Raw genomic sequence first — 24340 nt, 5'->3', positions numbered from 1 at the left:
GAGGAACCAATGCACGAACGCGAACGCCATCGCATTATCTTGAGCGCCGTACAGGAAAAGTCCGTGGTCACCGTTCAGGACATCTCTGAATTGACTGAGGCTTCCGAGGCGACGATACGGCGTGACATCGCAGCGATGCATATCCAGGGCAAGATCAGACGCGTGCGCGGCGGCGCCGAGGCAATGCATCCGCCGCAGCTTGCCAATCTTGCCGGCCGGCCATTTCGAGTTTCAGAATCGGTCAATATCGATAAGAAGCGCGCAATTGCCCGCCAGGCGGTGGAGCTTTGTGCCCAGGGCGACGCGATTATTCTCAACGGTGGAACGACGACGTTCCAGATGGTCCATTTCATGGCGGCGCATCGGCTGCAGGTGATGACCAATTCCTTTGCGATCGCCGAGCACCTCGTCAAGCATTCGAAGAATTCGGTGACGGTTCCGGGCGGCGCGATCTATCGCGAGCAGAGCCTGATCCTGTCGCCGTTCGACAACGACACGATCCGGAATTTCTATGCGCGCCGCATGTTCATGGGAGCCCAGGGCGTTGGCCCGCTTGGCATCATGGAGGCCGACGCGCTGCTGATCCAGAGCGAGCAGAAGCTGATGCATCAGGCAGACGAACTGGTGGTGCTGGTCGACAGCAGCAAGTTCCGCCAGCGCTCGAGCCTGATCCTGTGCCCGCTCGATCGGGTGACAACCATCATTACCGACGACGGGATCCCGGAGGAGGCCGTCAGAATGATCGAAGACGCAGGCGTTACGCTCATAATCGCGAGCGTAACGGCGCAGTCGGGCAAGGAGGATGCATCCTCGGTTGCGTGAGGCGCACCGAAGAGGCGTGGTTAAGTCTAATCAACGTGGGAGGACGAACATGAATATCGCAAAGAAACTGGCAATCGGCGTAGCGCTGGCCGCAGCGCTGATGGCGGGCACGGCAAGTGCCAAGGACATCAAGATCGGGCTCGTGGTCAAGTCGCTCGGCAATGGCTTCTTTGAAGCTGCCAACAAGGGCGCCGAGGAAGCCGCCAAGGAGCTTGGCGGCGTGAAGGTGATCTACACCGGTCCGACGACGACGACGGCCGAGGGCCAGATCGAAGTCATCAACTCGTTGATCGCGCAGGGCGTCGACGCCATTGCGATTTCGGCCAATGACCCGGATGCAGTCGTTCCGGCCCTGAAAAAGGCGACGCAGCGCGGCATCAAGGTCATTTCCTTCGATTCAGGCGTGGCGCCTGCCGGCCGTATCCTGCAGCTCAACCCTTCGTCCAACGAACTGATCGGCAAGATGTGCCTGACGTTGGTCAAGGACCATCTTGACGGCGGCAAGGGCGACTTCGCCATCCTGTCAGCAACGACGACCTCGACCAACCAGAATGTCTGGATCGGCGAGATGAAGAAGCAGATGAAGGATTTCCCCGGCCTCAATCTCGTCACGACCGTCTACGGCGACGACCTGTCGGATAAGAGCTACCGCGAAGCCCAGGGCATCCTGACCTCGCACCCGGAAGTCAAGGTCATCGTCGCTCCAACGACGGTGGGCGTTCTGGCCGCCTCGCAGGCAGTCAAGGATGCCGGCAAGATCGGCAAGGTCTATGTGACCGGCCTCGGTCTTCCGTCTGAAATGGCCGGCGCGATCAAGTCCGGCGCGACCAAGGAATTCGCCATCTGGAACCCGATCGACCTCGGCTATTCGACGATCCAGATCGCCTATCGCATCGTCAAGGGCGAGACCGATGGCAAGCCGGGCAGCGAAATTGCCGCCGGCCGCATGGGCAAGATCAAAGTCGGCGCAAACGGCGAAGCTGCCATGGCAGACCCGTTCATCTACAACGCTTCGAACATCGATCAGTTTTCCAAGGTATTCTGATCTGGTTTCATAGTAGCACCACGACCCGGCGGCCCGTGCCGCCGGGACAGGAAATCGATAGGCGATGAAAGCTGATGTCGGCGCATCTCAGGGAATGTTGAGCATTTCCCTTGCGCGAATGAGGTCAGGGGTTCCGAAACCTTCGGAGAACCTGTTGTAGATGGGTCCGATCAGATCGCGAGCTCTTTGGCCCTCGCCGTTCACGATCCACATCTGAGCGAGCTGCAATGCTGCTCTCAATTCGTATGAAAGTGCCGATTTCTGCCGAGCCAAGGCCATCGATCTTTCAAGGTATTCTTCGGCTGACTTGAGATCAGGCGCATCGTGGGCAGCAAACTCGCCCCACCCGCTACTCCATGGTAGGCCTAGTTTAGTTCTGCAAGAAGCGCATCGGCTCCCTTGTCTATCCCGACCTTTGAGCCCTTCAGGGCCGAGAAGGTCGCGCCCGCATTCATTGCGTTCGGATACTGTTTGGTGACGTAGGCCGACAGGAGACGATTGCTCGCGGCATCGTAGATTTCCACGGCGTAGTTGACCGAGCCTGCCATCGTCCCTTCGCGACCTTGAACGGCCTGGGCGGCATTGATTACGTTTCCGCCGACATCGAGATGCGAGAACGGCCCAAGGAACGGGGTTGTATCCTTGGCGCCTGTCAGCGTCAGATGAAGCCTCAGCGTGCCGGGGCCGGAATTGTTGACCTGCGCAAAGCGCGTCCTCAGCCTTTCTGCGAATTGATCCTGCATGTAACGGGCAAGGACGGATTTGTCCTTGTCCGCCATCTTGACGAACTGGTTGTCCGTGCCGCTGTAAACGGTGACAGGATCGACGATGATCTTGTTGTACTGCCGCCAATCGACATTGCTCTTATAACGGTAAGGAACGCGACCGGTGCTGTCTTCGGTGTTTGGTTGGAGCTGCGATGCCGAAGCCAGGCCGGAATAGACGGTCGGATCGGCAGTTGTGCATCCGGCGACAACCGAGGTTATCGCGATCACGGCTGCAGTGATGTTCAGGGTTTTCATCAAGGATTTAGCTCCAGCTTGGGAAGATGCCCTACGGCATGGGTTCTGCTGGAGACAAGTTCTATGGATTAGAACGTTGTTGTGTTTTCTTTAATATGCGGAAATGTTCGCGGGCGAAACAAGTCTGAAAAACAGCAGCTTCAACCCGCCGAAGCGACGTCCGTTGCGGCGCCAAAAGGCCGAATGGCCGCAGATTCTGCTTGAGGTGGAGGAAGATCGATCAGGACCACGAGGCCCGTCGGGTCTCTGTCCAACAGGGTCAATTGTCCATTGTGGCCCTTGGTGACAATACCTTTGGCGATCGGTAGCCCGAGCCCGAGCCCGGAACCGCCTTGAGCGCCAATCTGTCGGGATTGATCGGCCTTGTAGAAGGGCTGCATGACCTTGGCCTTGAGCTCATCCGTCAAGCCAGGGCCATTGTCGCTCACCCTTATCGTGATCCCACCGTCGTCACGGTCTTCTAGACCGATTTCGACCTGGGTTGCGTAGCGGGACGCATTGTCGACCAGATTGGTGATTGCGCGGGTAAGCGACTGGGGTTTGCAGACATATGTCAGGCGCCGGGGACCATTGAAGGTCGCAGCAACACCAGTGTCGGAGAAGTCCGTAGCGATCGTCTGCAACAGACTGGAGATCTCGACCTTCCGATCGATCTCCGACGTGGACGGATCCTTGAAATATGCCAGGCACTCGTCGATCATGAAACTCAAGGTAGCGATATCGGCCAGCATAAGGCGCCGCAGCTCCGGTTCGCCGGAACGCTCGGCCCGCATCCGCAGTCTTGTGAGCGGGGTCCTCAGATCATGGCCCACAGCGCTCAGCATTCTCGTTCGGTCCTGTACCATGCTCTGGATGCGATCGCGCATGACGTTAAGCGACTGCGCCAAGCTTCGGATCTCCATCGCGCCGTCGAAATCGAAAGGCTCCTCGACGCTACTTTCCGCACTTGCTCGCCTGGCAGTCGCCGCAAAGCGCCTTAGAGGCTCGGTGATCAGCCAGCTGCTGAAATAGGCAAGCAGGATCAACGGGATCACGATTTTCAGAATTCCGCTTGCGACAGCCGGAGCCAACCACAAATAGGCGGGGAATACCGGCATTTGGAAGACAAGGCCACGCTCCGCGTCAACTTTGACAATCAAGGCGTCGCCACGCGATTGGCCCAGGAGCGCGCGCTGGAAGGACGTAAAAACACTGTCGCCCAGCAGGACCTTAACGCGCGCCACGAGTTCGTGTGACGATATCGGCGCCTCGACGTTGGCTCGAACCTGATCCTGAGGCAACTTTGCAACTGACAGCCCCAGATCTGCTGCGGACTTCAAAACCGCAGCTTCTTGTTGCTCTGTACCCGCGCGTTTGAACTGGTCGAGAATGATCCCCGCCCTGCCCGCAAACAGCCCATTTTCAAACCCTCTGTCATGCCGACCGTAGGTGAACGGTTCAGAGATGGTCGCCACGACAGACACAAGGACGACCAGCAAGGTCGCCAGGATCAGTATCTGTCTTTGAATCGAAGCCCGACGCAGATTTCTCAAGAAACACGCTCCACCTTGGACGCGAAAAGATAGCCGCCCAATCTTACGGTCTTGATGAAAGTCGGATCCTTGAGGTTCGGCTCGATCTTCTGTCTCACGCGGCTTATATGGGCATCGATGCTGCGTTCGACCGGCCCTGCCGACCCAGCATGCGTCATCGACAAAAGCTGTTCTCGCGTCAGTACCTTGTTTGGGTTGGAGCAGAACGCCAGAAGGAGATCGAACTCTGCCGTCGTCATTGAAACCTGGGCGCCATCGGCGTCGTAAAGTTGCCGGCTATTGGGGTCGATGCGCCAGCCTGAAAACGTCATGGCTGAAAAGCCCTCTTCCGGCTCGTGCGCATAGGATGCCCGTCGCAGGATGCTCTTGATCCGGGCCATAAGCTCGCGTGAGTTGAACGGCTTCGTCACATAATCGTCGGCGCCGAGCTCGAGGCCCAGGATGCGATCGATATCTTCCTGCAAAGCCGTCAGCATAAGGATCGGTATTGAGCGAGACGAGCGAAGCCGTCTGCAGATACTGAACCCGTCTTCGCCGGGCAGCATGGCATCAAGAACGATAAGATCAAAATTTTCCTTCGCCAACAGTCGATCCATCTCGATGCCCGTCTTGGCCGACGAGGCTTCGAAGCCGTTGCCTTTGACAAGCTCGACCAGCATTCCAGCGATCTCAGGGTCGTCTTCGACGATCAAAATGCGGGTCTGGTCGGAGCCAGCCATTTCATAAGCCATAAACGTTCGCCTTACTTCTTGTCAGACGTTGCGAGGTGACCAAAGCCATATTGCGACGGACAAGGTGGTGCCCGTTGAAGAAGATCCATCCCTAGAAGCCTGCGATGATTTGCAGATTGTCGGGACGAAATTCAACATCGACGAGGATTGCCGCAATATAGCAGGCGCGGCCGGTCAGGAGGAAGAAAAAGCATATCGAGACAAGTGCACCGACATAACGTGTGAGCATCGAATGCTTGCGCATGCCAGTCGTGATTTTAGTCGCGGCGGCCTTGCACAGCTGCGCGATCGCCACGAGCAAAAAGAGTGCCGTGAGGATGAACCCGCTCAACGATGCTGCCCCTATTGCCCAAAACATCAACAGGCACCCACTATAGACCAGCAACTCTCGCCTGAAAGTCGCTCTTTGAAGCTGAATGAGATTGGCAGCCCGGGACAGTTTGTTTCCAAGACCCTTAGCCAAGATCGGCTCCTGACGCTTTGCACTTTCTCGGATCAATTCTAGCGAACCAAATATTTAGGTGGCTGTTTTTATGTTGAGAAATGTTGCGGCGTCGGCTCCTCTGCGAAAGGATCGAGCAAACTAGCTGCCTTTGGCTCCTGAAGAGATTCGACTTTTCAAAATCAACCTTGCTTCGCCCCACCACCGTGAAAGGCCACGCGCAACAGGATTCGAAGTTGCGACAGGTATTCGAACAGCTTTTATGACATTCCGATTTAACCGTGGCTCGGTAAGGGCCTTGATTCTATGCAGAAACGCTTTTCCATCGAAATGCTTGGCTGATGTGTCGGTTCTGTCGTGAGACGGTACCGTGTGGAAAAAGACCTCCACGTTTACGACTGGCACGGATCTGATATTCCGAACGATATCGATATCCGGTCGCCTGGCGACGATCAGAGAATGTCGATCTGAGCGCAGCGCGTCGAAAAGCTCCGGCACGGAGGATACTGCGGTCGCGGCGTATCCGTTCTCGATGAGTTTCGAAACGATGATGCTCGCAGCGCTTGCCGGCAGAAACACGAGTATTGGTTTTTGGTCGATGGGTTGGACGTGTAAGGACATGGCAGTCTCCCTAGAAGTTGCTAAAGAGTAGCCGACGTTGGAGTTTTTGTTTGTTTGATCTTATTCGATTGTGTTGCGAAGTCGCATGGAACGGCCTGCGAAGAAGGCGCTTTTCCGTTTTGAGGCGTCGGCAAGACTTGTCGGCCGAAGTTCGATCTTTCTGACGGTAAATAAAGCGGGAAGTACAGTTATGTTGCCGCGCAATCTCTGTTGTGCACAACCAATGTATTCGGAATTTGCAACGACAGCTCGTCTGGAGCTTTGGACTGAGGCCGCTCTAACAGGTCATCCTCGATCAGAACTGAGGCCTTTCACAAAATTTCTTGCGCAACACACTTTCGGTTGAAATCAAGCTTAAACTAATACACATTGTACGGGCAAATCGGGGACTTGTTACTTGCCTCCCCCGAGCATCTGGCAGATAGCGCCCCGTCTTAGTCGTGCGGCGCTGGTTCGCATGAGGAGAGCGTTTAGTGAGTGCCAAATTGCCAAACCCGATCGACGCCTATGTGGGTTCTCGTGTCCGGATGCGTCGCCTCATGCTGGGTATGAGCCAAGAGCGGCTCGCCGACCAGATCGGGGTGACCTTTCAGCAGGTTCAGAAATATGAACGCGGTACGAACCGTATCGGCGCTAGCCGTTTGCAGACGATCGCCACGGTGCTGGCCATTCCGGTCAGCTTCTTCTTCCAGCAGGATGTGTCCCAACCGTTGACCACAGAGGGGCTGGGTCCCTTGGCCGGGCTTGAGGATCTCTCGGAATTTCTGACGTCCAAGGAAGGCCTGGGGCTGAACAAGGCTTTCATGAAGATCACCGACCGGGGCGTTCGTGAGTCCATTCTACTGCTTGTCACATCGCTGGCCAACGCTGCTGAACCGGTCCTCGTGATCGCGCCGGCGAATGACGATATCCGTTTAGATCAACGGAATTGAAACGCCGCTCGTGCGCCCTGGCATGTGGGTTGGGGCTGCCATAGCTGCCCCGGATTAATTGCAGAAGTCTTTTGCACACTTATTCGCTGTGTCACGCTGTCTGTCACGCGCCAATTACGATTCTATCGGCTATCATGTGTCCATAAGTACAGCGGCGGCCATGTCGTGTTGGCATGGTAACGAGGGACACGCAATGACAGCAACGCTTCCCATAGAAACGGTCAGCTATGACACAGACGCGCTCAAGGAGCTGGCGTCGATCGCTCGACTGATCACCTATGCGCGCCAAAGCGCGAAGACGTTGAATGCGGATTTCCCGGTGTGGTGTCTAGATCTCGCACTTGGAGCAGTCCTGCAGGAAATGTACTCGAGCGGCCAACAGGTGCCGCTGCTTGACGATGGCTTGGAAGAGATGCATTCGACACCGCGGCATTGAGTATTGAGTAGGTGCCGCATTTCTTTCCGGTGGGGGCCGGAGAGAAAAATGTCGGCGCGGACCAGCGGTTCGCGTCGGCATTGTTTTTGGGGCGGAAGCTGTTAGGCAGCGCCGAGATCGCATTTTCGGCAAACGCCGTTCATGAACACATTGAAACACCCGCGAATATGCTGATCGCGCGTTTGCCGGTCCGGCCAGTCATTCGATCGGCCGGGCGGTGAGGCCATCGCGCCGAACACCATATCCATTAGCATACGCGCGCCGCTCAAGGGGTCGTCCAGGACAATTCGACCACGGTCGACCTGTTGCTTCAGCCAGTCGGCAAGCATCCGGCGCGAGTGTACGACGCCGTGAGTATGCAGCAATGCCGCCGCTTCAGGAAACGCCTGGGACTCACGCACGATAAAGTGAACGAATGCCTTGCGGTCGCGCTCGGCAGCCTCGTCGATATCTACCATGAAAATTTTTGCAAGTGTGTCGGCAAGCGGCATGTGTTCCTCGGCAGGGCGAGGCAATGCCAGCATTGTGGCGCGGTGGTCGGCTATTATCGCCATGAAAAGTTCGGTTTTGCTTGCAAACAGACGATAGAGGGTCTGTTTGGAAATCTTGCAGCGTGCGGCAACAAGATCCATTGTCGTGCCGCCGTAACCGAACTCATGGAATGTGTTGCGCGCCTCGGCAAGGATTGCCTTCTGCCTCTCGCTGTCGCTCGCAGTCTTCGGTCGACCGCGCGGACGTCGGTTGGCATCTTGATTTTTCGCTTCTGTTCGTCTTTCCATTCGCGGCGGAAACTCCAAGGCGATTGACATTTTCGACAATCGTCATATTTACTGTACTTATTCGTACTATAATCCACGCGATGGGAAATATCAACGTGCAAAGCCTGGCCAGTCCAATGCCGCGTGCCGATCATCGGGCGGCCCCTCTACCCTTTCGGCCCGCGAAGTCGCTGCGCAAGATAGTCTTGATCGCCGCGACCGCAGGCATGGCCCTGGCGCTTGCCAGCTGCAATCAGCAGAAATCGACGCAGAACAACGCGCCGGCGGTAAAGCCGGAAGTGAGCGCAATGGCGCTGCATCCGCAATCCGTCGCCATCACCGCGGAACTGCCCGGCCGCACGGCGGCCTTCTTGATTGCCGAGGTCAGGCCGCAGGTCGGTGGGATCATCCGGAGCCGTAATTTCAAGGAGGGCGGTGAGGTCAAACAGGGCGACATCCTCTACGAGATCGATCCTAGTGCCTATCAGGCTGCCTATGACAGCGCCGCTGCCGCCGTCCAGAAGGCGGAGGGAGCTGTTCCGAGCGCCCAAGCCAAGCTCGATCGTTACAAGGGCCTGAGTGCGCAGAGTGTCGTCAGCCAGCAGGATTTCGACAATGCAAATGCCACCCTGGTGCAGGCGCAGGCAGACGTCGCCAGCGCCAAGGCTGCGCTCGAGACGGCGCGCATCAATCTCGATTACACCAAGATCCGCGCGCCCATCGACGGCCGCGTCGGTGCCTCGACCGTGACTGTCGGCGCGCTTGTCACCGGAGATCAAACGACGGCGCTCACGATCATCCGCACGCTCGATCCGATCAATGTCGATGTCACGCAATCCAGTGTAAATCTCCTGAAATTCCGGCGGGCGATCGCCGAAGGCCGGCTGAAGACCAGCGGCAATAGCGTTTCGGTCCATCTGACGCTTGAGGATGGCTCAAGCTACAAGCAGACTGGGGTGCTGGAATTCTCCGAGGCCGCGGTCGCCGAAACGGTCGGCACAATCAATGTCCGCGTCGTTTTCCCCAACCCTGAACGCATTCTTCTTCCGGGAATGTATGTTCGCGCCACCGTCGAAGAGGGTATTGCCGACAACAGCTTCCTCGTGCCTCAGCGGGCGGTCACCCGCAACACCAAGGGACAGCCGACGGCCAAATTCGTCAGTGCTGAAGGAAAGGTGCAGGAGCGTGTGCTGTCCGTGCAACGAAGTATCGGCAATAGCTGGCTCGTCAATGAAGGCCTGAAGGATGGCGACCGCGTGATCGTCGAGGGCAGCCAGCGCGTTCGCGATGGGCAGGACGTCAACGCTTCCCCTGTCACCGTCGATGACGCCACCGGCGAATTGAAGCAGGCAACGGTTGACGCCGCAAAGCCCGTCGAGCAGACCAAGCTTGAAAATGCCGACAAGGCCGCCTCTGCCGGCGCCACGAAGTGAGGTGAACGATGTCTCGGTTTTTCATCGATCGACCCATCTTCGCTTGGGTCATTGCCATCGTCATCATGCTTGCGGGCGTGCTGTCAATTTTCACCCTGTCGATTTCGCAATATCCGCAGATCGCCCCGACTACAGTGCGCGTCACTGCGACCTACCCGGGCGCTGACGCCCAGACTGTCGAAAACTCGGTGACCAAGGTCATCGAGCAAGGCATGACCGGCATCGACAATCTCGACTATATGACGTCGACGTCGACCTCTACGGGCCAGGCGTCCATCTCCCTGACCTTCACCAACAAGGCCAATGCCGACGTCGCGCAGATGCAGGTACAGAACAAGCTGCAGCTGGTCACGGCCCAATTGCCGCAGACCGTGCAGACGACAGGCATCGTCGTTTCCAAGTCGACCTCGAACTTTCTGATGGTCATCGGATTTGTCTCGACAGACGGAAAGCTCAATTCAAACGATCTCGCCGACTATATTGCCAGCACGCTGAACGACACGCTGAAGCGTGTCGCAGGTGTCGGCGATACGCAGCTTTTCGGCGCCGGCTATGCCATGCGCATCTGGGTCAACCCCGACAGTCTTGCGAAATACCAGCTCATGGTGAGCGACGTGACCAGCGCCGTGCAGGCACAGAATATTCAAGTCTCGGCCGGCCAGCTCGGCGCCCTGCCCCAGGTCAAGGGCCAGCAGCTTAACGCGACGGTCACCGCCAAGAGCCGCCTGCAGACGCCCGAGCAGTTCGAAAACATCATCCTGAAGAGCCTGCCCAACGGTTCTCTCGTTCGTCTCAATGACGTGGCGACGGTGGAGCTTGGCGCGTCGTCCTACAATAGCTCTGCCACCTACAATGGTTCACCATCCGCGGGCCTTGCGATCATGCTTGCCTCCGGCGCCAACGCCATCGACACGGCGGAAGGCGTGCAATCGACCATCAACAGCCTGAAACAGACCCTTCCGGCAAATGTTGAGATCGTCTACCCCTACGACACGACGCCATTTGTCAAACTCTCCATCGAAGACGTGGTGAAGACGCTGGTGGAGGCAATCGTGCTGGTCTTCATCGTGATGTTCGTCTTCCTGCAGAACATCCGCGCGACTCTCATCCCAACGCTCGCCGTCCCGGTCGTCCTGCTCGGCACCTTCGGCATCCTGTCGGTGTTCGGCTATTCGATCAACACGCTCACTATGTTCGGCATGGTTCTCGCCATCGGGCTCTTGGTCGATGACGCGATCGTCGTTGTCGAGAATGTCGAGCGCGTGATGGACGAAGAAGATCTTTCGCCACGGGCAGCGACAATCAAGTCAATGGAGGAAATCACCGGTGCGCTGATCGGCATTGCCACGGTTCTCTCGGCGGTGTTCATCCCGATGGCGTTCTTTTCGGGCTCGGTTGGGGTGATCTATCGCCAATTCTCGGTCACGATCGTCTCGGCGATGATCCTGTCGGTCATCGTTGCATTGGTCCTCACACCGGCGCTATGCGCCACGATCCTGCGCAAGCCGGTACATGGCTCGAAAGAACGCGGCGTCTTTGGCTGGTTCAACCGGAATTTCGACCGCGGCACGCATCGGTATCAGCGCACGATCGGCGGCATGATCAAGCGCAGCGCTGTTTTCCTTATCGTTTTCGTGTTGATCGGCGGTGCCGTTGGCTACCTGTTCAACCGCTTGCCGAGCTCCTTCCTGCCGGACGAGGACCAGGGCATCCTGCTCACCAGCGTGCAGCTTCCCCCAGGCGCGACGGATCAGCGGACCAAAGCCGTCCTCAACCAGGTGCGCGACTATTACCTGATCAAGGAAAAGGACTATGTCGACGGCGTATTCGCTGCCGCAGGCTTCGGCTTCGGCGGACAGGGCCAGAATGTCGGCATCGCTTTCATCAAGCTCAAGGATTTCGCTCAACGCTCCACGGCAGCGTCAAAGGCTCAGGCGATTGCCGGGCGTGCCATGGCAACATTTGCGAAGATCAAGGACGCAAGCGTATTTGCTCTGGCCCCGCCTGCCATTCCCGGCTTCGGCAATTCGAGCGGCTTCGACTTCTTCATCAAGGACATCAATGGCGCCGGGCATGACAAGCTGATCGAGGCCCGCAACCAGCTTCTTGGTCTTGCCGGGAAAAGCACCAAGGTGACCGGAACTCGACCGAATGGCCAGGAAGACACGCCGCAATATTCCGTCGATATCGACCAGGAAAAGGCAAGCGCGCTCAACATCAACCTGTCCGATATAGACTCGACACTGTCGACGGCCTGGGGCGGTACCTATGTCAACGACTTCATCGATCGTGGCCGCGTGAAGCCGGTCTATGTCCAGGCGGACAAGGCGTTTCGCATGCAGCCGGAGGATTTCGATCGCTGGTACGTCCGCAACTCCGACAAGGCGATGGTCCCCTTCTCTGCCTTTGCAACGGGGAGATGGAGTTACGGTTCGCCCCGCCTGGAGCGCTATAACGGCTCTTCCGCAGTCGAGATCCAGGGTGCGGCGGGCGCCGGCGTCAGCTCCGGCGATGCCATGAACGAAATCGACAACATCATGGACCAGCTGCCACCGGGTTTCAGTCACGAATGGACCAGCCTGTCCGCACAGGAAAAATTGTCCGGCAACCAGGCGACCCAGCTCTATGCCATATCGATCCTGGTGGTTTTCCTGGCCCTGGCTGCGCTCTACGAAAGCTGGTCGATCCCGCTTGCGGTCATGCTTTCGGTGCCGATCGGCATTTTCGGCGCCCTTCTGGCTGCGACCATCTTTGGCCAGTCGAACGACGTCTATTTCAAGGTCGGACTGCTCACCACCATCGGTCTTGCGGCAAAGAATGCGATCCTGATCGTCGAATTCGCTCTCGAGCAGCAAAAGACCGGCAAGGACTTGGTGACGGCGACCCTGGAGGCCTCGCGCCAGCGTCTGCGACCGATCCTGATGACCTCGCTTGCTTTCATCCTCGGCGTCATGCCACTGGCGATCGCCCATGGTGCTGGCTCCGGCAGCCAGAACTCGATCGGCATCGGCGTCATGGGCGGCATGATTTCCGCAACCGTACTCGGTGTATTTTTCATTCCTCTTTTATTCGTGGCAACTCGAAGGGTCTTCAAAGGCAAGAGCTCGTCGGCAACACAGACGGCCTCCGAAGCAGCAACGGAGGCACCGCACTAGGCAGCGCCGTCAGCCCCGATCGACGCTAGCGGCAAACGATGAAATGTGGTGTGGCGGTTCTTGAACGAAGGAGCTATGACACCAAAAGACGATCCGCCTCGAGGAAGTGCGGCAATGGATGTTACGGGAGGTTGCAGTGATTAAGGCCCTTATGATCGAAGCGGAAAATATCACGCATTTTCACGAGGTCGAGGAAGCGGCGCTGGGAGCCGGCCAGGTGCGCGTCGGCATCCGTCATGTCGGGCTTTGCGGCAGCGATCTCAATACCTTCAAGGGCCTGAACCCACTCGTGAAGTTGCCGCGCATTCCCGGTCATGAGATCGGCGGAGAGATCCTGGCGGTCGGCGCCGGCGTCGATGAGGCCTATGCTGCGGGCCGGCGCGTCATCGTCATGCCCTATACCAATTGCGGGAAATGCACCTCATGCCGAAAGGGTAAGCTCAATGCCTGCCGCTATAACAAGACGCTCGGGGTCCAGCAGGACGGCGGGCTGGCGGAAGAAATCGTCTTGCCGGCCGAAAAGCTGATCCTCAACGACAGCCTTGCACCGCGCCACCTCGCATTGGTCGAGCCTTTATCGGTCGGCTTTCATGCTGTCGAGCGCGGCCGGGTCGCCAAGGGGGAGCGTGTCGTGGTCCTTGGCTGCGGCATGATCGGCATGGGCGTGCTGATTGCCGCCGTCGCCCGCGGCGCCGAGGTGATTGCGGTCGATCTCAGCGAAGAGAAGCGTGCCCTTGCCCGCCTGTTCGGCGCGGTCGAGACGATCGACGCCGGGGCTGAAGACGTCGTTGCCAAGGTCAGCGAACTGACAGGCGACGACGGGGTCGATGTCGCCTTCGAAGCGGTCGGATTGCCCGCCACCTTCACCCAGTCGATCGAACTTGCCTGCTTTGGCGGTCGTGTCGTTTATGTCGGCTATTCAAAGGCGCCGGTCACCTATCAGACGCAGTTCTTCAACCTGAAGGAACTGGACATCATGGGTTCGCGGAACGCCATGGTCCAGGACTTTCTCAATGTTATCCGTCACCTGGAGACGATAGGTGACACAGCGGATGCGCTGATATCCAAGGTCTTTCCTTTCGATGAGGCAGAAGAGGCCCTCCCCTATTGGGACAGCCATCGCAACGCCTTGAAGATTGTCATCGAACGCAACGGCTGACCGGCTCAAGCTTCAGCGCCTGCTAAATCGTCGGGATTTCCCCAGACCCCAAGGCTCTGTGCAAGTGATGGCAATTGGATACGCGATTACATTATCTTGTATACAAGCCATTTTCGATCTTCCATGATGCTCCTATTCTGACGCCTGTTTCCGGAGCCTCACGTGACGCCGCCCCTCGATACGATTTTCACCAACGCCAGGTTCCCCGACGGAATTATATACGATATCGGAGTTGCCGACGGCCGCATCTCGACGATCACGCCGATGGGTTCAGTGGCGCTTGAGGCGAAGGAGCGCATCGATCTCGGCGGAAGCCTGGTCGTTCCCGGCTTTGTCGAAGGCCACATTCATCTGGATACCAGCTTTTACGGCGACAAATGGATACCGCATAAGCCCTGCACCAACGGTTTCGACGTGCACGAGCGCGTGGCCTTCCAGCATCAGAACATGGCGATCGCGGCGCCGATGATCGAGCGGGCTCGAAGCCAGCTCGATCTCTGCGTCGCCAACGGCGCGACTGCGATGCGAAGCCATGTGATGGTCGATGGCTCGGTCGGATTGAAGTCGCTGAAGACGATATTGCAGGTTCGCGAAGAATATCGCGACCTGATCGACATCCAGCTCGTGGCTTTTCCACAGAGCGGCATTCTGAAATGCCCGGGCACAGCGGAACTGATGGACGAGGCGATCGGCATCGGCGCCGATGTGGTCGGCGGCCTTGATCCGGCAAGCTTCGACCGCGACCCCGTTGCCCATCTCGACATCGTCTTCGGCATCGCTGAAAAGCGTGGCGTCGATGTTGACATCCATCTTCACGATGCAGGCGCACTCGGTGTTTTCACGATCGAAGAGATCTGCACCCGCACGCGTGCTCTCGGCATGCAGGGTCATGTGGCCGTCAGCCATGCCTATGGGCTCGGCGATCTCTTGGCCGATGCGGCAAGTCGGGCGGCGGAGATGCTTGCAACATCGGGCGTCTCGATCATGACCAATGCGCCCGGCGCTCATAATTTTCCGCCTGTAGCGCTGCTGCGCGCCGCGGGGGTCACCGTCTTCTCCGGCAGCGACAATATCCGTGATTCCTGGTGGCCCTACGGCGATGGCGACATGCTGGGCCGCGCGATGCTGATCGGTTATCGCTCCGGCTTCTACACTGATGATGAGCTGGCGGCAGCCTTCGATGTTGTCACGACAGCCGGTGCCAAGGCCCTGCGTCTTGAGGGCCACGGCCTTACGGTCGGCGCCAGGGCGGATTTCGTCACCCTCGCCGCCGAACACATCCCTGCAGCGGTCGTAGCTGTGCCCAGGGGTCGATCGGTATACAAAGCCGGTAGGCTTGTCGCCAGGGATGGCAAGGTCATTCGCTAAGCTTTGCGAACCTTGGCAGATGCGATCAGAGCGCTTCGACCAGCGACAGCAGGGCGCCGTCGGTCCCTCTTCTGCCGGCGAGCGAGAGCCCGACAGGCGCGCCCTCCAGTTCGGCGCCCGGCACGGAGATCTGCGGCAGGCCGGCATGACCGGCAATCGACAGAAGGCCAAGCGCCTCTACACGGAAGGCGTTGAATTCGTCGCGGGATGCATCAAGACGTGGCGCCGGCCCGGGGCCGGTCGGAATGACCATCACCACGTCGCCGGCAAGCGCCACGTTCATTGCCGCCGCAATTTCAAGTCTAAGATCGTTCGCCTTGGAAAAAGTGGCCTCGTCAACGGATTTCGCCGCATCAAACCTAGCTGCGATGTCCGGACCGAAGCCGGAGCTAACCTTTTCTATCTGACCTCCGATGGTCTTCCAGGTATCCCGGCCCTGCCAGAAGCGATAGGCATCGGCACGCGCCAGCGGCCCGGCTATCGGCAATGGGGTCGTGATCAGCCGGCCGATGCGGGATGCAATCTTTTCGGCGGATGGCCGCAGAGCCGCGGCGAGCTTGGGATCGATCCCATCCCAGATATCGGCGGGCATCCAGGCAGCACAAAAATCGGAAATGCCGGAGAGACCAAGGGCCCGGCCGACTGTCGCGAGCAACGTCGCATCGCGGGCAAACCATCCCAGCGTGTCAAAGCCCGGCGAAAGCGGGAAGACGCCCGCCATATCGACGGCGCCGTGGCTTGGGCGGATTCCGAAGATACCGCAGAACGACGCCGGCAGTCGCACCGAGCCTCCAGTATCCGTCCCCAGGGCAAAATCGACAAGGCCGGCAGCAACAGCCGACGCAGCGCCGGATGAGGAGCCGCCCGGGACGCGGGTTGGTGCGGCCGTGTTGAGCGGCGAACCATAGTGGGCATTGGTGCCCATCAAGCTGTAGGCGAATTCGTCCATATGGGTCGTGCCGACGAGTACAGCACCCTCAGCAAGCACGGATGCAACCGCAGCGGCGTGTGCCTTTGCCGGCTGATGGGCAGCGCGCCAGGACGGATTGCCGTTGCCGGTCACCTTGCCGGTAACGTCCATATTATCCTTCGCGGCGAAGGAGAGGCCTGCAAGGAGGCCGGATTTGGTGTTCTGCACAGGCTTGGCAAAGATCTCGACAAAGGCGTCGGCGGTGTCCTTGATCGGGGGCATGCGGCGAAAACTTTCCGTTGGTTGGACGCGGTCGCAAGGTTATGCGTCTGCGGCCTTGCGAGCAACCGAGATAAGTCTCTATGAAATAGAGAAAGTTATCACTGCAATAACCTGCAAGGAATTGGTCGTGAGCCTTGATCTGGTCATCTCTGACGTCCGCATTCCGGGATCGCCGGAAACCGTCGATATCGGCATCGCGTCAGGCAGGATCGCTGCGATCGCGCCGACGATTTCCTCCAACGCGCCCCGCGAAAACGGTCTCGGTTGCTTTGCCTGCGCCGGCCTGGTGGAATCGCACATCCATCTCGACAAGGCGGGCATCCTCGAACGATGCGTCATCTGCGAAGGGACGCTCGCCGAGGCTGTGCGCGAGACCGCCGAAGCCAAGGCGGGATTTACCGTCGAGGATGTCTACGGCAGAGCAAGAACGGTGCTGGAGCGGGCGATCCTTCACGGGACGACGGCGCTGCGGACCTTTGTCGAGATCGACCCGCGCGCCGGCTTCCGCTCCTTCGAGGCCGTCGTGCAGTTGAAGAAGGAATATGCCTGGGCGATCGATATCGAGATATGCGCTTTCGCGCAGGAGGGGACGACGCAAGAGCCCGAAACAGAAGCGATGCTGGACCGGGCATTGCGCGAAGGCGCCGATATCGTTGGTGGCTGCCCCTACACCGATCCAGAGCCTGAGGACCATGTCCGCCGGATCTTCGATCTTGCCGAACGGCACGGGACATCGGTCGATTTTCATCTGGACTTCGATCTCGACCCAGGGAAAACCGATCTGCCCGTTGTCATCGCCGAGACGAAACGGCGCAACTATGGTGGCCGTGTCTCAATTGGCCACGTCACCAAGCTCTCGGCAATGCCGCCGGCCGTTGTCCAGCTCGTCGGCAGACAACTCGCCGATGCGGGAATAGGCTTGACCGTGTTGCCGGCAACCGATCTCTTTCTCAACGGCCGCGACCGTGATCATCTCGTGCCGCGCGGCATAGCCCCTGCCCTCGATCTGGCAAAACAAGGCGTCGTCACGTCTATCGCTACAAACAATGTGCTGAACCCGTTCACGCCCTACGGCGACGCCTCGCTGATCCGCATGGCCAATCTCTATGCCAACGTGGCACAGGCATCGCGCAACGACGACCTGGAAGCGATATTCTCGATGGTCAGCTGCGATGCGGCGCAAATGATCGGACGCAGCTATGCAATGAAGGTCGGCATGCCGGCCGACATCGTGCTCTTCGACGCACCGGAGGCGGCGACGATCGTCCGAGAAATCCGTCCCGCATTGGCAGGCTGGAAAAGCGGACGCAAGACGTTCGAAAATCCGCGGGGAAGATTGCTTCGCTGACCGGCCAGTTGCGTTCAGTCAGAGAACGCCCCAGCCCCTATAACGGCCGCGGCCGGTCATTTCCCGCACGCCGAGTTCGCCGACAAGGTTGAGCGCCCCACGAGGGGTCACTCCGACATGCCTGGCAATCATGTTGGCCGAGACGATCGGGCGGGACAGCAGGAAATCGATGATCTCGGGCAGGCTGCTATTTGAGCGTCGATCCTTCAGACGCAATTCCATCTGGGTCTTGGCGAGCGAAAGCCGATCGAGCTCCTTCAGCCCGGCATCGGCCGCCTCCGCCATCCCCTCAAGGAAGGCGATCAGCCGTGTCATTCTGTCTTGCGAGCGCCTGCGCTCATGGCGAACGGACTTCAGGCCGACATTCAGGCAGAAGAGATGCGATGTGACCTTGCCACGGGCGCGCAGGTAGGCGCTGGTCAGCAAGCCGCCCAGCCAGTGCTGGCTGCGCAGCGGCTCGATGCGCTCCCATGCGTCATAGAGCACCGCCGCTCCGAGCGCCGGAGGCAAGAGGTCCGCATCGCGGATCACCGCACGCCAGTCTCCCAACCTGGCGTTTTCGTCCCAATCCTCGTCATGAATGAGCGCAAGAGGATCCGCGTCGATAGCGTTCAATGCCTTGGTCTCGGGCGCACTCCGCCCTGCATGTTCGAGCGCGCGTTCGGAGCGTGCAATCGCGGCGTCTATTTCGGCGAATTCGGCCGCCAGCACATCATGCTCCTCATCGTCAGGGCTTTCTTCGACCTCAGCAAGCGGCAGGGAGCGTGGTGCGGCAATCTCGCTCGCCCCGCCGCGCGCAGCAGCAATACCGGCTGTCGTCAATCCCCAAGCGGGGTCGCCGGCCCACAGGCGGCGGCGAGCGCGCAAAACGGCATGGGCGATCGTCAATTCATGCGTCGGCGCGCGGGCATCCATGTGCGCATCGTGCAGCACGAGATCCTCGATGTGGATCAGCTCGCCGCCCACCCACAGCGCGCCGGCGGCGTCGAAGAAGTGGCCCCTCTCCCGAAACCCCTCGGCAACCACATGCCGCAAGGCCCTTTCGTCGAGCCGCGCAAGCATGTCTTCTGCCTGCGTCATCGCCGGCAAAAGCGCATTGAGGGGCAGTTGCTTCAAATCATATCGCATTGGAATCACATCACGTGTGGCCTGTACCCGAACCTATCATTGCCATTTGCTTCCAGATAGGCCGGGCCGCATGCCGCCGTGGAGGATCTTGTTTGTCAAAGCCGCATCTGATCTTCTCGATTGTTCGGGGTTTTGTGTCCAATGCACCTCCTGTATTCGCCATTTTTCTTAAACCCGCCCATTTTGGTTGACTTCGAGACCGTTTTCCGAATCTCGGTCTCGTTTTAATCAATGGTCTCAGTTGCCGGAAGTAGACGCGCCTCCGCTCGAACGCTGGCCACCCTCGAGTGCGGCAGCCTAAGCGTCGACCATGGCCTACTTTTGATCGATTGGTTGACTTGCTCGAACTCTGACAGGACCCTTAGTGCCGACGCAGACGGTAGTTGTGACGCCCGACTTCAATCCTGCCCTCGTCTCGTCTCGTCTGTCTTGTGCAAGATACATGCCCGGTACATTGCACGGGCACTCCCGATTATCAGGGCCCCGTTACTGGAAGCGACACTTTGGAATGGCACTCACACTCTGGTCGTCCAAGCGATACGTCTATCGGTCGACGCTCAGCCATCCTTCGAGCTACCGACACCTGCAAAACCGCTGTCCCAGAGCTTAGTTGGGATATAGATATGACGCGAGCAGGGTCGCTGCCGCACCCCAGACGCTGTAGTATGCGGCCACTTTAAGCACCATTTTTTGTAAAATTGTTGGGGCGGCGATCTCGCACAACACCTCGACGAGATGGACCTACTCCCGCGGGCAGCGTCTCAAGAACTAGAGCTGCAATAGCCGCTCATGTGACATCGACATGCGGCCCGCTTTTGCGAGTCCAAAAACCTTGATACCGTTGGGTAGGGTTGCCTCGTACTCCTCGTGATGGTGCCCGTGCACAATTATTCTGGCACCCAAAATCTCGGCGAGATCATCAATTTCCGAGTGGCCATACCTATGAGAGGATGGCGCCTCATGGCTAATAAGAATTTGGGATTCTTGCCCAATGAGAGCGTTGAAGTCCTCCGGAAAGATTGTCGATCGATGGCGCAGCGGAAGCCCTCCCCGCCAAGCCGAGCGCTGGTGACTGGCCATAAATTCATCACGAGAACTAAATTTTGGTAAACCCTCACCGTCCTTCGGATGCCAAACTGCTGGGTGAAACACGCCACCTAATCCCGCGATTTTGATCCCTGCTACTTCAACCACCCGAGCTGTCAAATTCCGATCCGCGATTTCACTTTCGAAGACAAAGTCATGCCAATGCTCTTGGTCCGCGTCGTGGTTCCCGTGGATCCAATGAAGATCGGAGCCGCCATCGATGAGGGGTTGCAGCTCGTCCTTCATGGGGCGAGCGAGATCGAAGTCGCCCAGGAAGACCGAAGCAAGTGGCACCCCTTCACGAAGCGTTTGTTTCACCGCTGAAAAGTCGCCGTGAGGATCACCGAAGAAAGTGAATAGGTTCGAGCGAATAGTTTCAGTGCTCAAAATTGCAGCCCCCTGCTTTTTCGACAGGTGATACCTTGTAGAGGTTACGATCCGCAGGAGCGAATATGCACAATTTTAAACGTTCGAGAATTCTCATAAGACGCTGAAAACGCGCCCTTTAGGCCCGATTTCGTATTGGCCTCCCCGATCAAAGCTACGAAGCCTTCCGGGCCATTAGAACCTTCGCGTAACGAGCAATATCCACAGCGTCTTCTGCACTCATTAAAGCAAAGTTTCCACCCAACGCCGTTAAGCTCTCTTTCAAGCGTGCGCCTGCAATCCTCAAATCGCTACATTGGAGATAAGTATGCAACTTATGTCTTTAATATCTTGATTGTACCATTTTTTGTCTCGTTTATACTTGGTATAGCAAGTGCTCTCATCACAATTTCCGGGAAAAGCAGTAACAACGGCAGCGATGATATCGCATACTTCAAAAAGAACCAGATAGTCTGGTTCCTTCTTTGGCGCGAGGTTAGGGAGGAGGTTGACCATGGTTAGTATCGGAAGGTTGGGTCCAAGTCCAAATGCCGTTAGCTTCAATCGGGTTCGTGAGCTTGGTTTTTCGTGCTCTTGGAGAAATTATCGATAGATAGCAAAATGCATGACATGATCTGATCATGGCCGCTTTCATCCGCGAGATCGGACGGGTCGATTTCGTTTTTCCAATCCTCAGTATAAATCCACCTATCGTCGTTCCATGTCTCGGGCAGCAGCCCAAAGGACCACGAGATCCCATCAAACTCAAACTCCCAGTCGCGATCACCTAGTCGTCCTTTCGCCGCCCAATTATCGTTGAGAGCGATCTGCTTGACGTGGAAACCGTCGATTGCGGCGATCTTGGCTTTTGTCTCGTTTGATATTTTTAGCAAAGCGGGATCGGCGTATATTCCGGCTTCTTCGTTCGTGACCCAGAAACTCCCGACAACGTAGCCTCCGTTGATAGTCCGGTGCGTTAGTTCGTGTGGCGTAACGTCCTCATTGTCGAACTTGCGCAGCGCTGCGGACAGGAGCTTGTCCTCATCACGATGAGGACGTTCCGAAAGATCTTTAGCGATAGGTTCATTGCTGAAGGAAGCAATGATTGCCGTAGTCTCCTGATGAGATAAATTGATCCACATTTCTCTTTTCTAAATTTCGGTAATTACAGCCTTCGGGCAAGCGGACGCGCTGTCAAGCGCCGAAGCGACTTTCGCTTTACCAGTCTCTGGAGAAGCAACGTTTTCTCGTCGGACAAGACAACAGCGTATGGGGATTTCAAAGGACTGCCCATAATGGTCACCATCGCAGGATCTTTACTACCTCGGGGCACGGCATTCTATCCGTTGAAATTCGTGCAGCAGGCGAGAATCCCTGGACGAATGATCGAGGCCCGGACTTTGCACGCGGGACGACAATCAGGTCAAACGGGAAGGAGAGTGGGTCAAGCGACCTGCTACAGACATGGTGCTCCGAATGCTGTTGGACGTTTTTCTGATTTGTGATCTGGACTCCAACCGGGTCTTTTCGCTAAACTGCATCTATTGCAGCAGCGGACCAGTTCAATGATACCATCACCTATCGTCAGAAATAAAAGCTTTTCCATCTGACTGAGAACTCTCGGTTTTGGCGGTGGGATGGCGCACCACGACATCGAGGTTTAAAATGCGTTCCCAAAAGGCAATTTCCATTTCTCATATCGCTAGGTCGGAGGCTAAAAATCGCGCCTCCGAAAGGTCCTACGTCCGGAACGAACGCATCCTGCCATCGTCGCGGAGCCGCTCCATACCGCGGTAAGATCGTCTCCGGAAAAATTGGTCGCGATTGACGTCGACACCTCTTTGCCTCGAGATCTGCTTGTCGATTGCCGGATCCAACCCGCACGAAGGTATGTCGGATGACACTCCCTTCGCCCCGTCTCCCCGTCACCGTCGAATTTCATGGCGACGAAACGCCTTTAAGCTTTCTGTCTCGTGTGGCGAAATCAAACGGTTTCCAATCCACTGTCGAGTTCTGCGAGGTTGTGGGTCTCGATAAATTAAAGGTGCGGTCCGGTGATGAGCGGACGCTTTTGGAGCTAGAGGCGTGGACTGGCGTGTCGGCCAGTCGTCTCGCCCGCTTCGCGATCGGTCCCGGAAGGATGTTGAGCTTCAGTGGCCAAGCTCTAAGGCGGCATCAAATGTTCACCGTGGGCATGCGGTTTTGCCCTGCCTGCGTGGCAGACGATGTGAACGACGCGGCGGGACGGAAGAACGCCCGACCCCATCTTAGGGCATCGCACATTCTGAAGGTCGTGGTCGATTGCCCCGCTCATGGTTTGCCGCTTCAGTATCGGCCCTACGAGATTGAATTTGGCGATGATCTCGCTGGAGACAAGATCGACATCGACGAACCATCGGGGTCGCGATTGGTGCGAATTCCGCATCCCGCTAATGCCTATTTTGCATCTCGAATTTGCGGTCCGTCCGGATCAGACTTCCTCGATACTATCCCCGCGTACCTTGCCGTCGAGTTGTGTGAAGTACTTGGCGAGTTTGATTGCCGCGCGTGTTGCCCGACGCCACCGTCAATCCCAGCGCACGACCTTGACTGCGAGAACCTGTTCTTCAGGGGCTTTGATATCGCCAAGAATGGTCTGCCTGCGATCTCCAATTTTCTTTCTGACCACGTTCGAACTGCAATCCGCCAGGGTCGCAAGATTCGCGGCATCTATTCACCTGCCTGGCGATGGCTTAGGGGAGAAATTGAGAATCCTCACTACGGCCCATTGATCGACTTTTTTCGGAGCCACGCTCTGGCCCACATTCCGATCTCAAGCGGAGAGCCCTTTTACACTCCCGGAACGACCCGGCGGTTTCACACTGTCAGGTCGGCTTCGAAAGAGTTCGACATTTCCGAAAGCCAGGTAATCAGCTTGCTTGAGCAGAGCGGGGAACTCATCGATGCAAACAGTGCGATCGGCTCTCAGCTTGTCGACCAGGAACTCTTATGGTCGCTTTTGCCGGTGGATCAGCGCCTGCTCACCGCGGTCGAAGCCGCCAGCTATATTGGATGCACGGTCAAACAGGTGGAAATTCTAGTGAAAAACGGAATGCTAAAGTGCCTTGCGAGGGGACTCAGATCTCGAAACGGTCGTGGTCGGTTTACAGAGCCGGAGGTCTTGTCATTTTTGAAACGACTTCTGCTGAATACTAGCAAAACGACGCATACACCTGATATGATTAATGTATTTACGGCTACCAGAGTATGCAGCATCCCGTTCGTGGACGTCGTAAACTTAGTGTTCCACGGAAGGCTCCGAAGGATCGCTTGTGCAAGCGGAACGGACAATTTGGCCAGTTTGCTCGTTGATCCGATGGAGATTCTGGACTTGCTCGAGTTTGAAAGGGCGGAGAGGACGTGATCTCGGAATTCGAGGTCATTCTTTAAGTAAACCGTTGAATCGGCGAACAATGCCTCGATAATCGGTAGATACTCGAGGCATTGTTGTTCGTTCGCCCACGCGACCTACGACAATCCTGGCCGCAACGAAGATTCTGTTTAGGTTGCCCGCAAGTCTCATTATGGACTGGCGCCCACAGGAAACTCGGCCAACGCTAAGATACCTTTCTAAGGTCGTTAACATCTGCAGCGTTGAGAGAATCAAGTTTGGACTGAAACCGCGTTGCCTTCATTCGCAGATCCGACAGCGCTTGCGACAAATCTGGCGGCCCTAAACGTGCCTCTCGATCGAGGTATCGCTGCATGCGCTCAGCGCGGATACG

General features: G+C 57.5%; 19 protein-coding genes. 11 read left to right on the top strand and 8 right to left on the bottom strand.

What is annotated here, in order from left to right; all coding sequences use genetic code 11:
• Positions 1-9: 9 nt before the first annotated feature.
• Positions 10-822 carry a DeoR/GlpR family DNA-binding transcription regulator gene (locus AB4Z52_RS22930; protein WP_442220199.1) on the top strand — a complete coding sequence of 271 codons (813 nt, stop codon included), beginning with the start codon at positions 10-12 and terminating at the stop codon, positions 820-822.
• A gap of 49 nt (positions 823-871) precedes the next feature.
• Positions 872-1867 carry a rhamnose ABC transporter substrate-binding protein gene (gene rhaS / locus AB4Z52_RS22925; protein WP_442220198.1) on the top strand — a complete coding sequence of 332 codons (996 nt, stop codon included), beginning with the start codon at positions 872-874 and terminating at the stop codon, positions 1865-1867.
• Between the two features lie 365 nt (positions 1868-2232).
• Here rhaS and AB4Z52_RS22920 read toward each other — a convergent pair whose 3' ends face one another.
• The 3 genes from AB4Z52_RS22920 to AB4Z52_RS22910 all read right to left on the bottom strand — a co-directional run bounded on the left by AB4Z52_RS22920 (position 2233) and on the right by AB4Z52_RS22910 (position 5152).
• Positions 2233-2889 carry a DUF3313 domain-containing protein gene (locus tag AB4Z52_RS22920; protein WP_442220197.1) on the bottom strand — a complete coding sequence of 219 codons (657 nt, stop codon included), beginning with the start codon at positions 2887-2889 and terminating at the stop codon, positions 2233-2235.
• A gap of 140 nt (positions 2890-3029) precedes the next feature.
• On the bottom strand, positions 3030-4421 hold the full coding sequence (locus tag AB4Z52_RS22915) for a sensor histidine kinase (protein WP_442220196.1): 1392 nt from the start codon (positions 4419-4421) through the stop codon (positions 3030-3032).
• On the bottom strand, positions 4418-5152 hold the full coding sequence (locus AB4Z52_RS22910) for a response regulator (RefSeq protein ID WP_442220195.1): 735 nt from the start codon (positions 5150-5152) through the stop codon (positions 4418-4420). Before AB4Z52_RS22910 ends, AB4Z52_RS22915 begins: the two co-directional genes overlap by 4 nt.
• A 67-nt stretch (positions 5153-5219) precedes the next feature.
• Here AB4Z52_RS22910 and AB4Z52_RS22905 point away from each other — a divergent pair, with 67 nt between their 5' ends.
• The 3 genes from AB4Z52_RS22905 to AB4Z52_RS22895 all read left to right on the top strand — a co-directional run bounded on the left by AB4Z52_RS22905 (position 5220) and on the right by AB4Z52_RS22895 (position 7583).
• Positions 5220-5657: a hypothetical protein gene (locus tag AB4Z52_RS22905; RefSeq protein ID WP_442220194.1), complete on the top strand. Its 438-nt coding sequence runs from the start codon at positions 5220-5222 to the stop codon at positions 5655-5657.
• A gap of 1031 nt (positions 5658-6688) precedes the next feature.
• Entirely contained in the window at positions 6689-7147 is a 459-nt protein-coding gene (locus AB4Z52_RS22900) for a helix-turn-helix domain-containing protein (protein ID WP_442220193.1), read from the top strand.
• A 193-nt stretch (positions 7148-7340) separates the two neighbouring features.
• Positions 7341-7583, top strand: coding sequence for a hypothetical protein (locus AB4Z52_RS22895; RefSeq protein ID WP_442220192.1), 243 nt, complete (start codon positions 7341-7343; stop codon positions 7581-7583).
• Between the two features lie 101 nt (positions 7584-7684).
• Here AB4Z52_RS22895 and AB4Z52_RS22890 read toward each other — a convergent pair whose 3' ends face one another.
• The gene (locus tag AB4Z52_RS22890; RefSeq protein ID WP_442220191.1) at positions 7685-8362 is read right to left on the bottom strand and encodes a TetR/AcrR family transcriptional regulator; all 678 of its coding nucleotides are present in this window, start codon (positions 8360-8362) and stop codon (positions 7685-7687) included.
• A 206-nt stretch (positions 8363-8568) separates the two neighbouring features.
• Between AB4Z52_RS22890 and AB4Z52_RS22885 the strand changes: the two genes are divergently transcribed.
• From AB4Z52_RS22885 to AB4Z52_RS22870, 4 genes are all read left to right on the top strand, one after another.
• Complete coding sequence (locus tag AB4Z52_RS22885) at positions 8569-9774, top strand: efflux RND transporter periplasmic adaptor subunit (protein WP_442220245.1); 1206 nt, start codon at positions 8569-8571, stop codon at positions 9772-9774.
• Positions 9775-9782: 8 nt separating this feature from the next.
• Positions 9783-12929, top strand: a complete 3147-nt coding sequence (locus AB4Z52_RS22880) for an efflux RND transporter permease subunit (RefSeq protein WP_442220190.1) — start codon at positions 9783-9785, stop codon at positions 12927-12929.
• 136 nt (positions 12930-13065) lie between these two features.
• Positions 13066-14088, top strand: coding sequence for a zinc-binding alcohol dehydrogenase family protein (locus AB4Z52_RS22875; RefSeq protein ID WP_442220189.1), 1023 nt, complete (start codon positions 13066-13068; stop codon positions 14086-14088).
• A 162-nt stretch (positions 14089-14250) separates the two neighbouring features.
• The gene (locus AB4Z52_RS22870; protein ID WP_442220188.1) at positions 14251-15456 is read left to right on the top strand and encodes an amidohydrolase family protein; all 1206 of its coding nucleotides are present in this window, start codon (positions 14251-14253) and stop codon (positions 15454-15456) included.
• 25 nt (positions 15457-15481) lie between these two features.
• Here AB4Z52_RS22870 and AB4Z52_RS22865 read toward each other — a convergent pair whose 3' ends face one another.
• Positions 15482-16648, bottom strand: coding sequence for an amidase (locus tag AB4Z52_RS22865; protein WP_442220187.1), 1167 nt, complete (start codon positions 16646-16648; stop codon positions 15482-15484).
• Between the two features lie 127 nt (positions 16649-16775).
• Here AB4Z52_RS22865 and AB4Z52_RS22860 point away from each other — a divergent pair, with 127 nt between their 5' ends.
• Entirely contained in the window at positions 16776-17996 is a 1221-nt protein-coding gene (locus AB4Z52_RS22860) for an amidohydrolase family protein (RefSeq protein WP_442220186.1), read from the top strand.
• Positions 17997-18014: 18 nt separating this feature from the next.
• Here the strand turns inward: AB4Z52_RS22860 and AB4Z52_RS22855 are convergent, their stop codons facing one another.
• The 3 genes from AB4Z52_RS22855 to AB4Z52_RS22845 all read right to left on the bottom strand — a co-directional run bounded on the left by AB4Z52_RS22855 (position 18015) and on the right by AB4Z52_RS22845 (position 21718).
• The gene (locus AB4Z52_RS22855; RefSeq protein WP_442220185.1) at positions 18015-19124 is read right to left on the bottom strand and encodes an RHE_PE00001 family protein; all 1110 of its coding nucleotides are present in this window, start codon (positions 19122-19124) and stop codon (positions 18015-18017) included.
• 768 nt (positions 19125-19892) lie between these two features.
• Entirely contained in the window at positions 19893-20597 is a 705-nt protein-coding gene (locus tag AB4Z52_RS22850) for a metallophosphoesterase family protein (protein WP_442220184.1), read from the bottom strand.
• Positions 20598-21136: 539 nt separating this feature from the next.
• Entirely contained in the window at positions 21137-21718 is a 582-nt protein-coding gene (locus tag AB4Z52_RS22845; RefSeq protein WP_442220183.1) for a hypothetical protein, read from the bottom strand.
• Between the two features lie 755 nt (positions 21719-22473).
• Between AB4Z52_RS22845 and AB4Z52_RS22840 the strand changes: the two genes are divergently transcribed.
• Positions 22474-23979, top strand: coding sequence for a TniQ family protein (locus tag AB4Z52_RS22840; RefSeq protein WP_442220182.1), 1506 nt, complete (start codon positions 22474-22476; stop codon positions 23977-23979).
• Positions 23980-24340: the final 361 nt, after the last annotated feature.

The organism is Rhizobium sp. 2YAF20, assembly GCF_052114685.1.
Taxonomy (GTDB): domain Bacteria; phylum Pseudomonadota; class Alphaproteobacteria; order Rhizobiales; family Rhizobiaceae; genus Rhizobium.
This window is presented reverse-complemented; position numbering and strand designations above follow the sequence as displayed.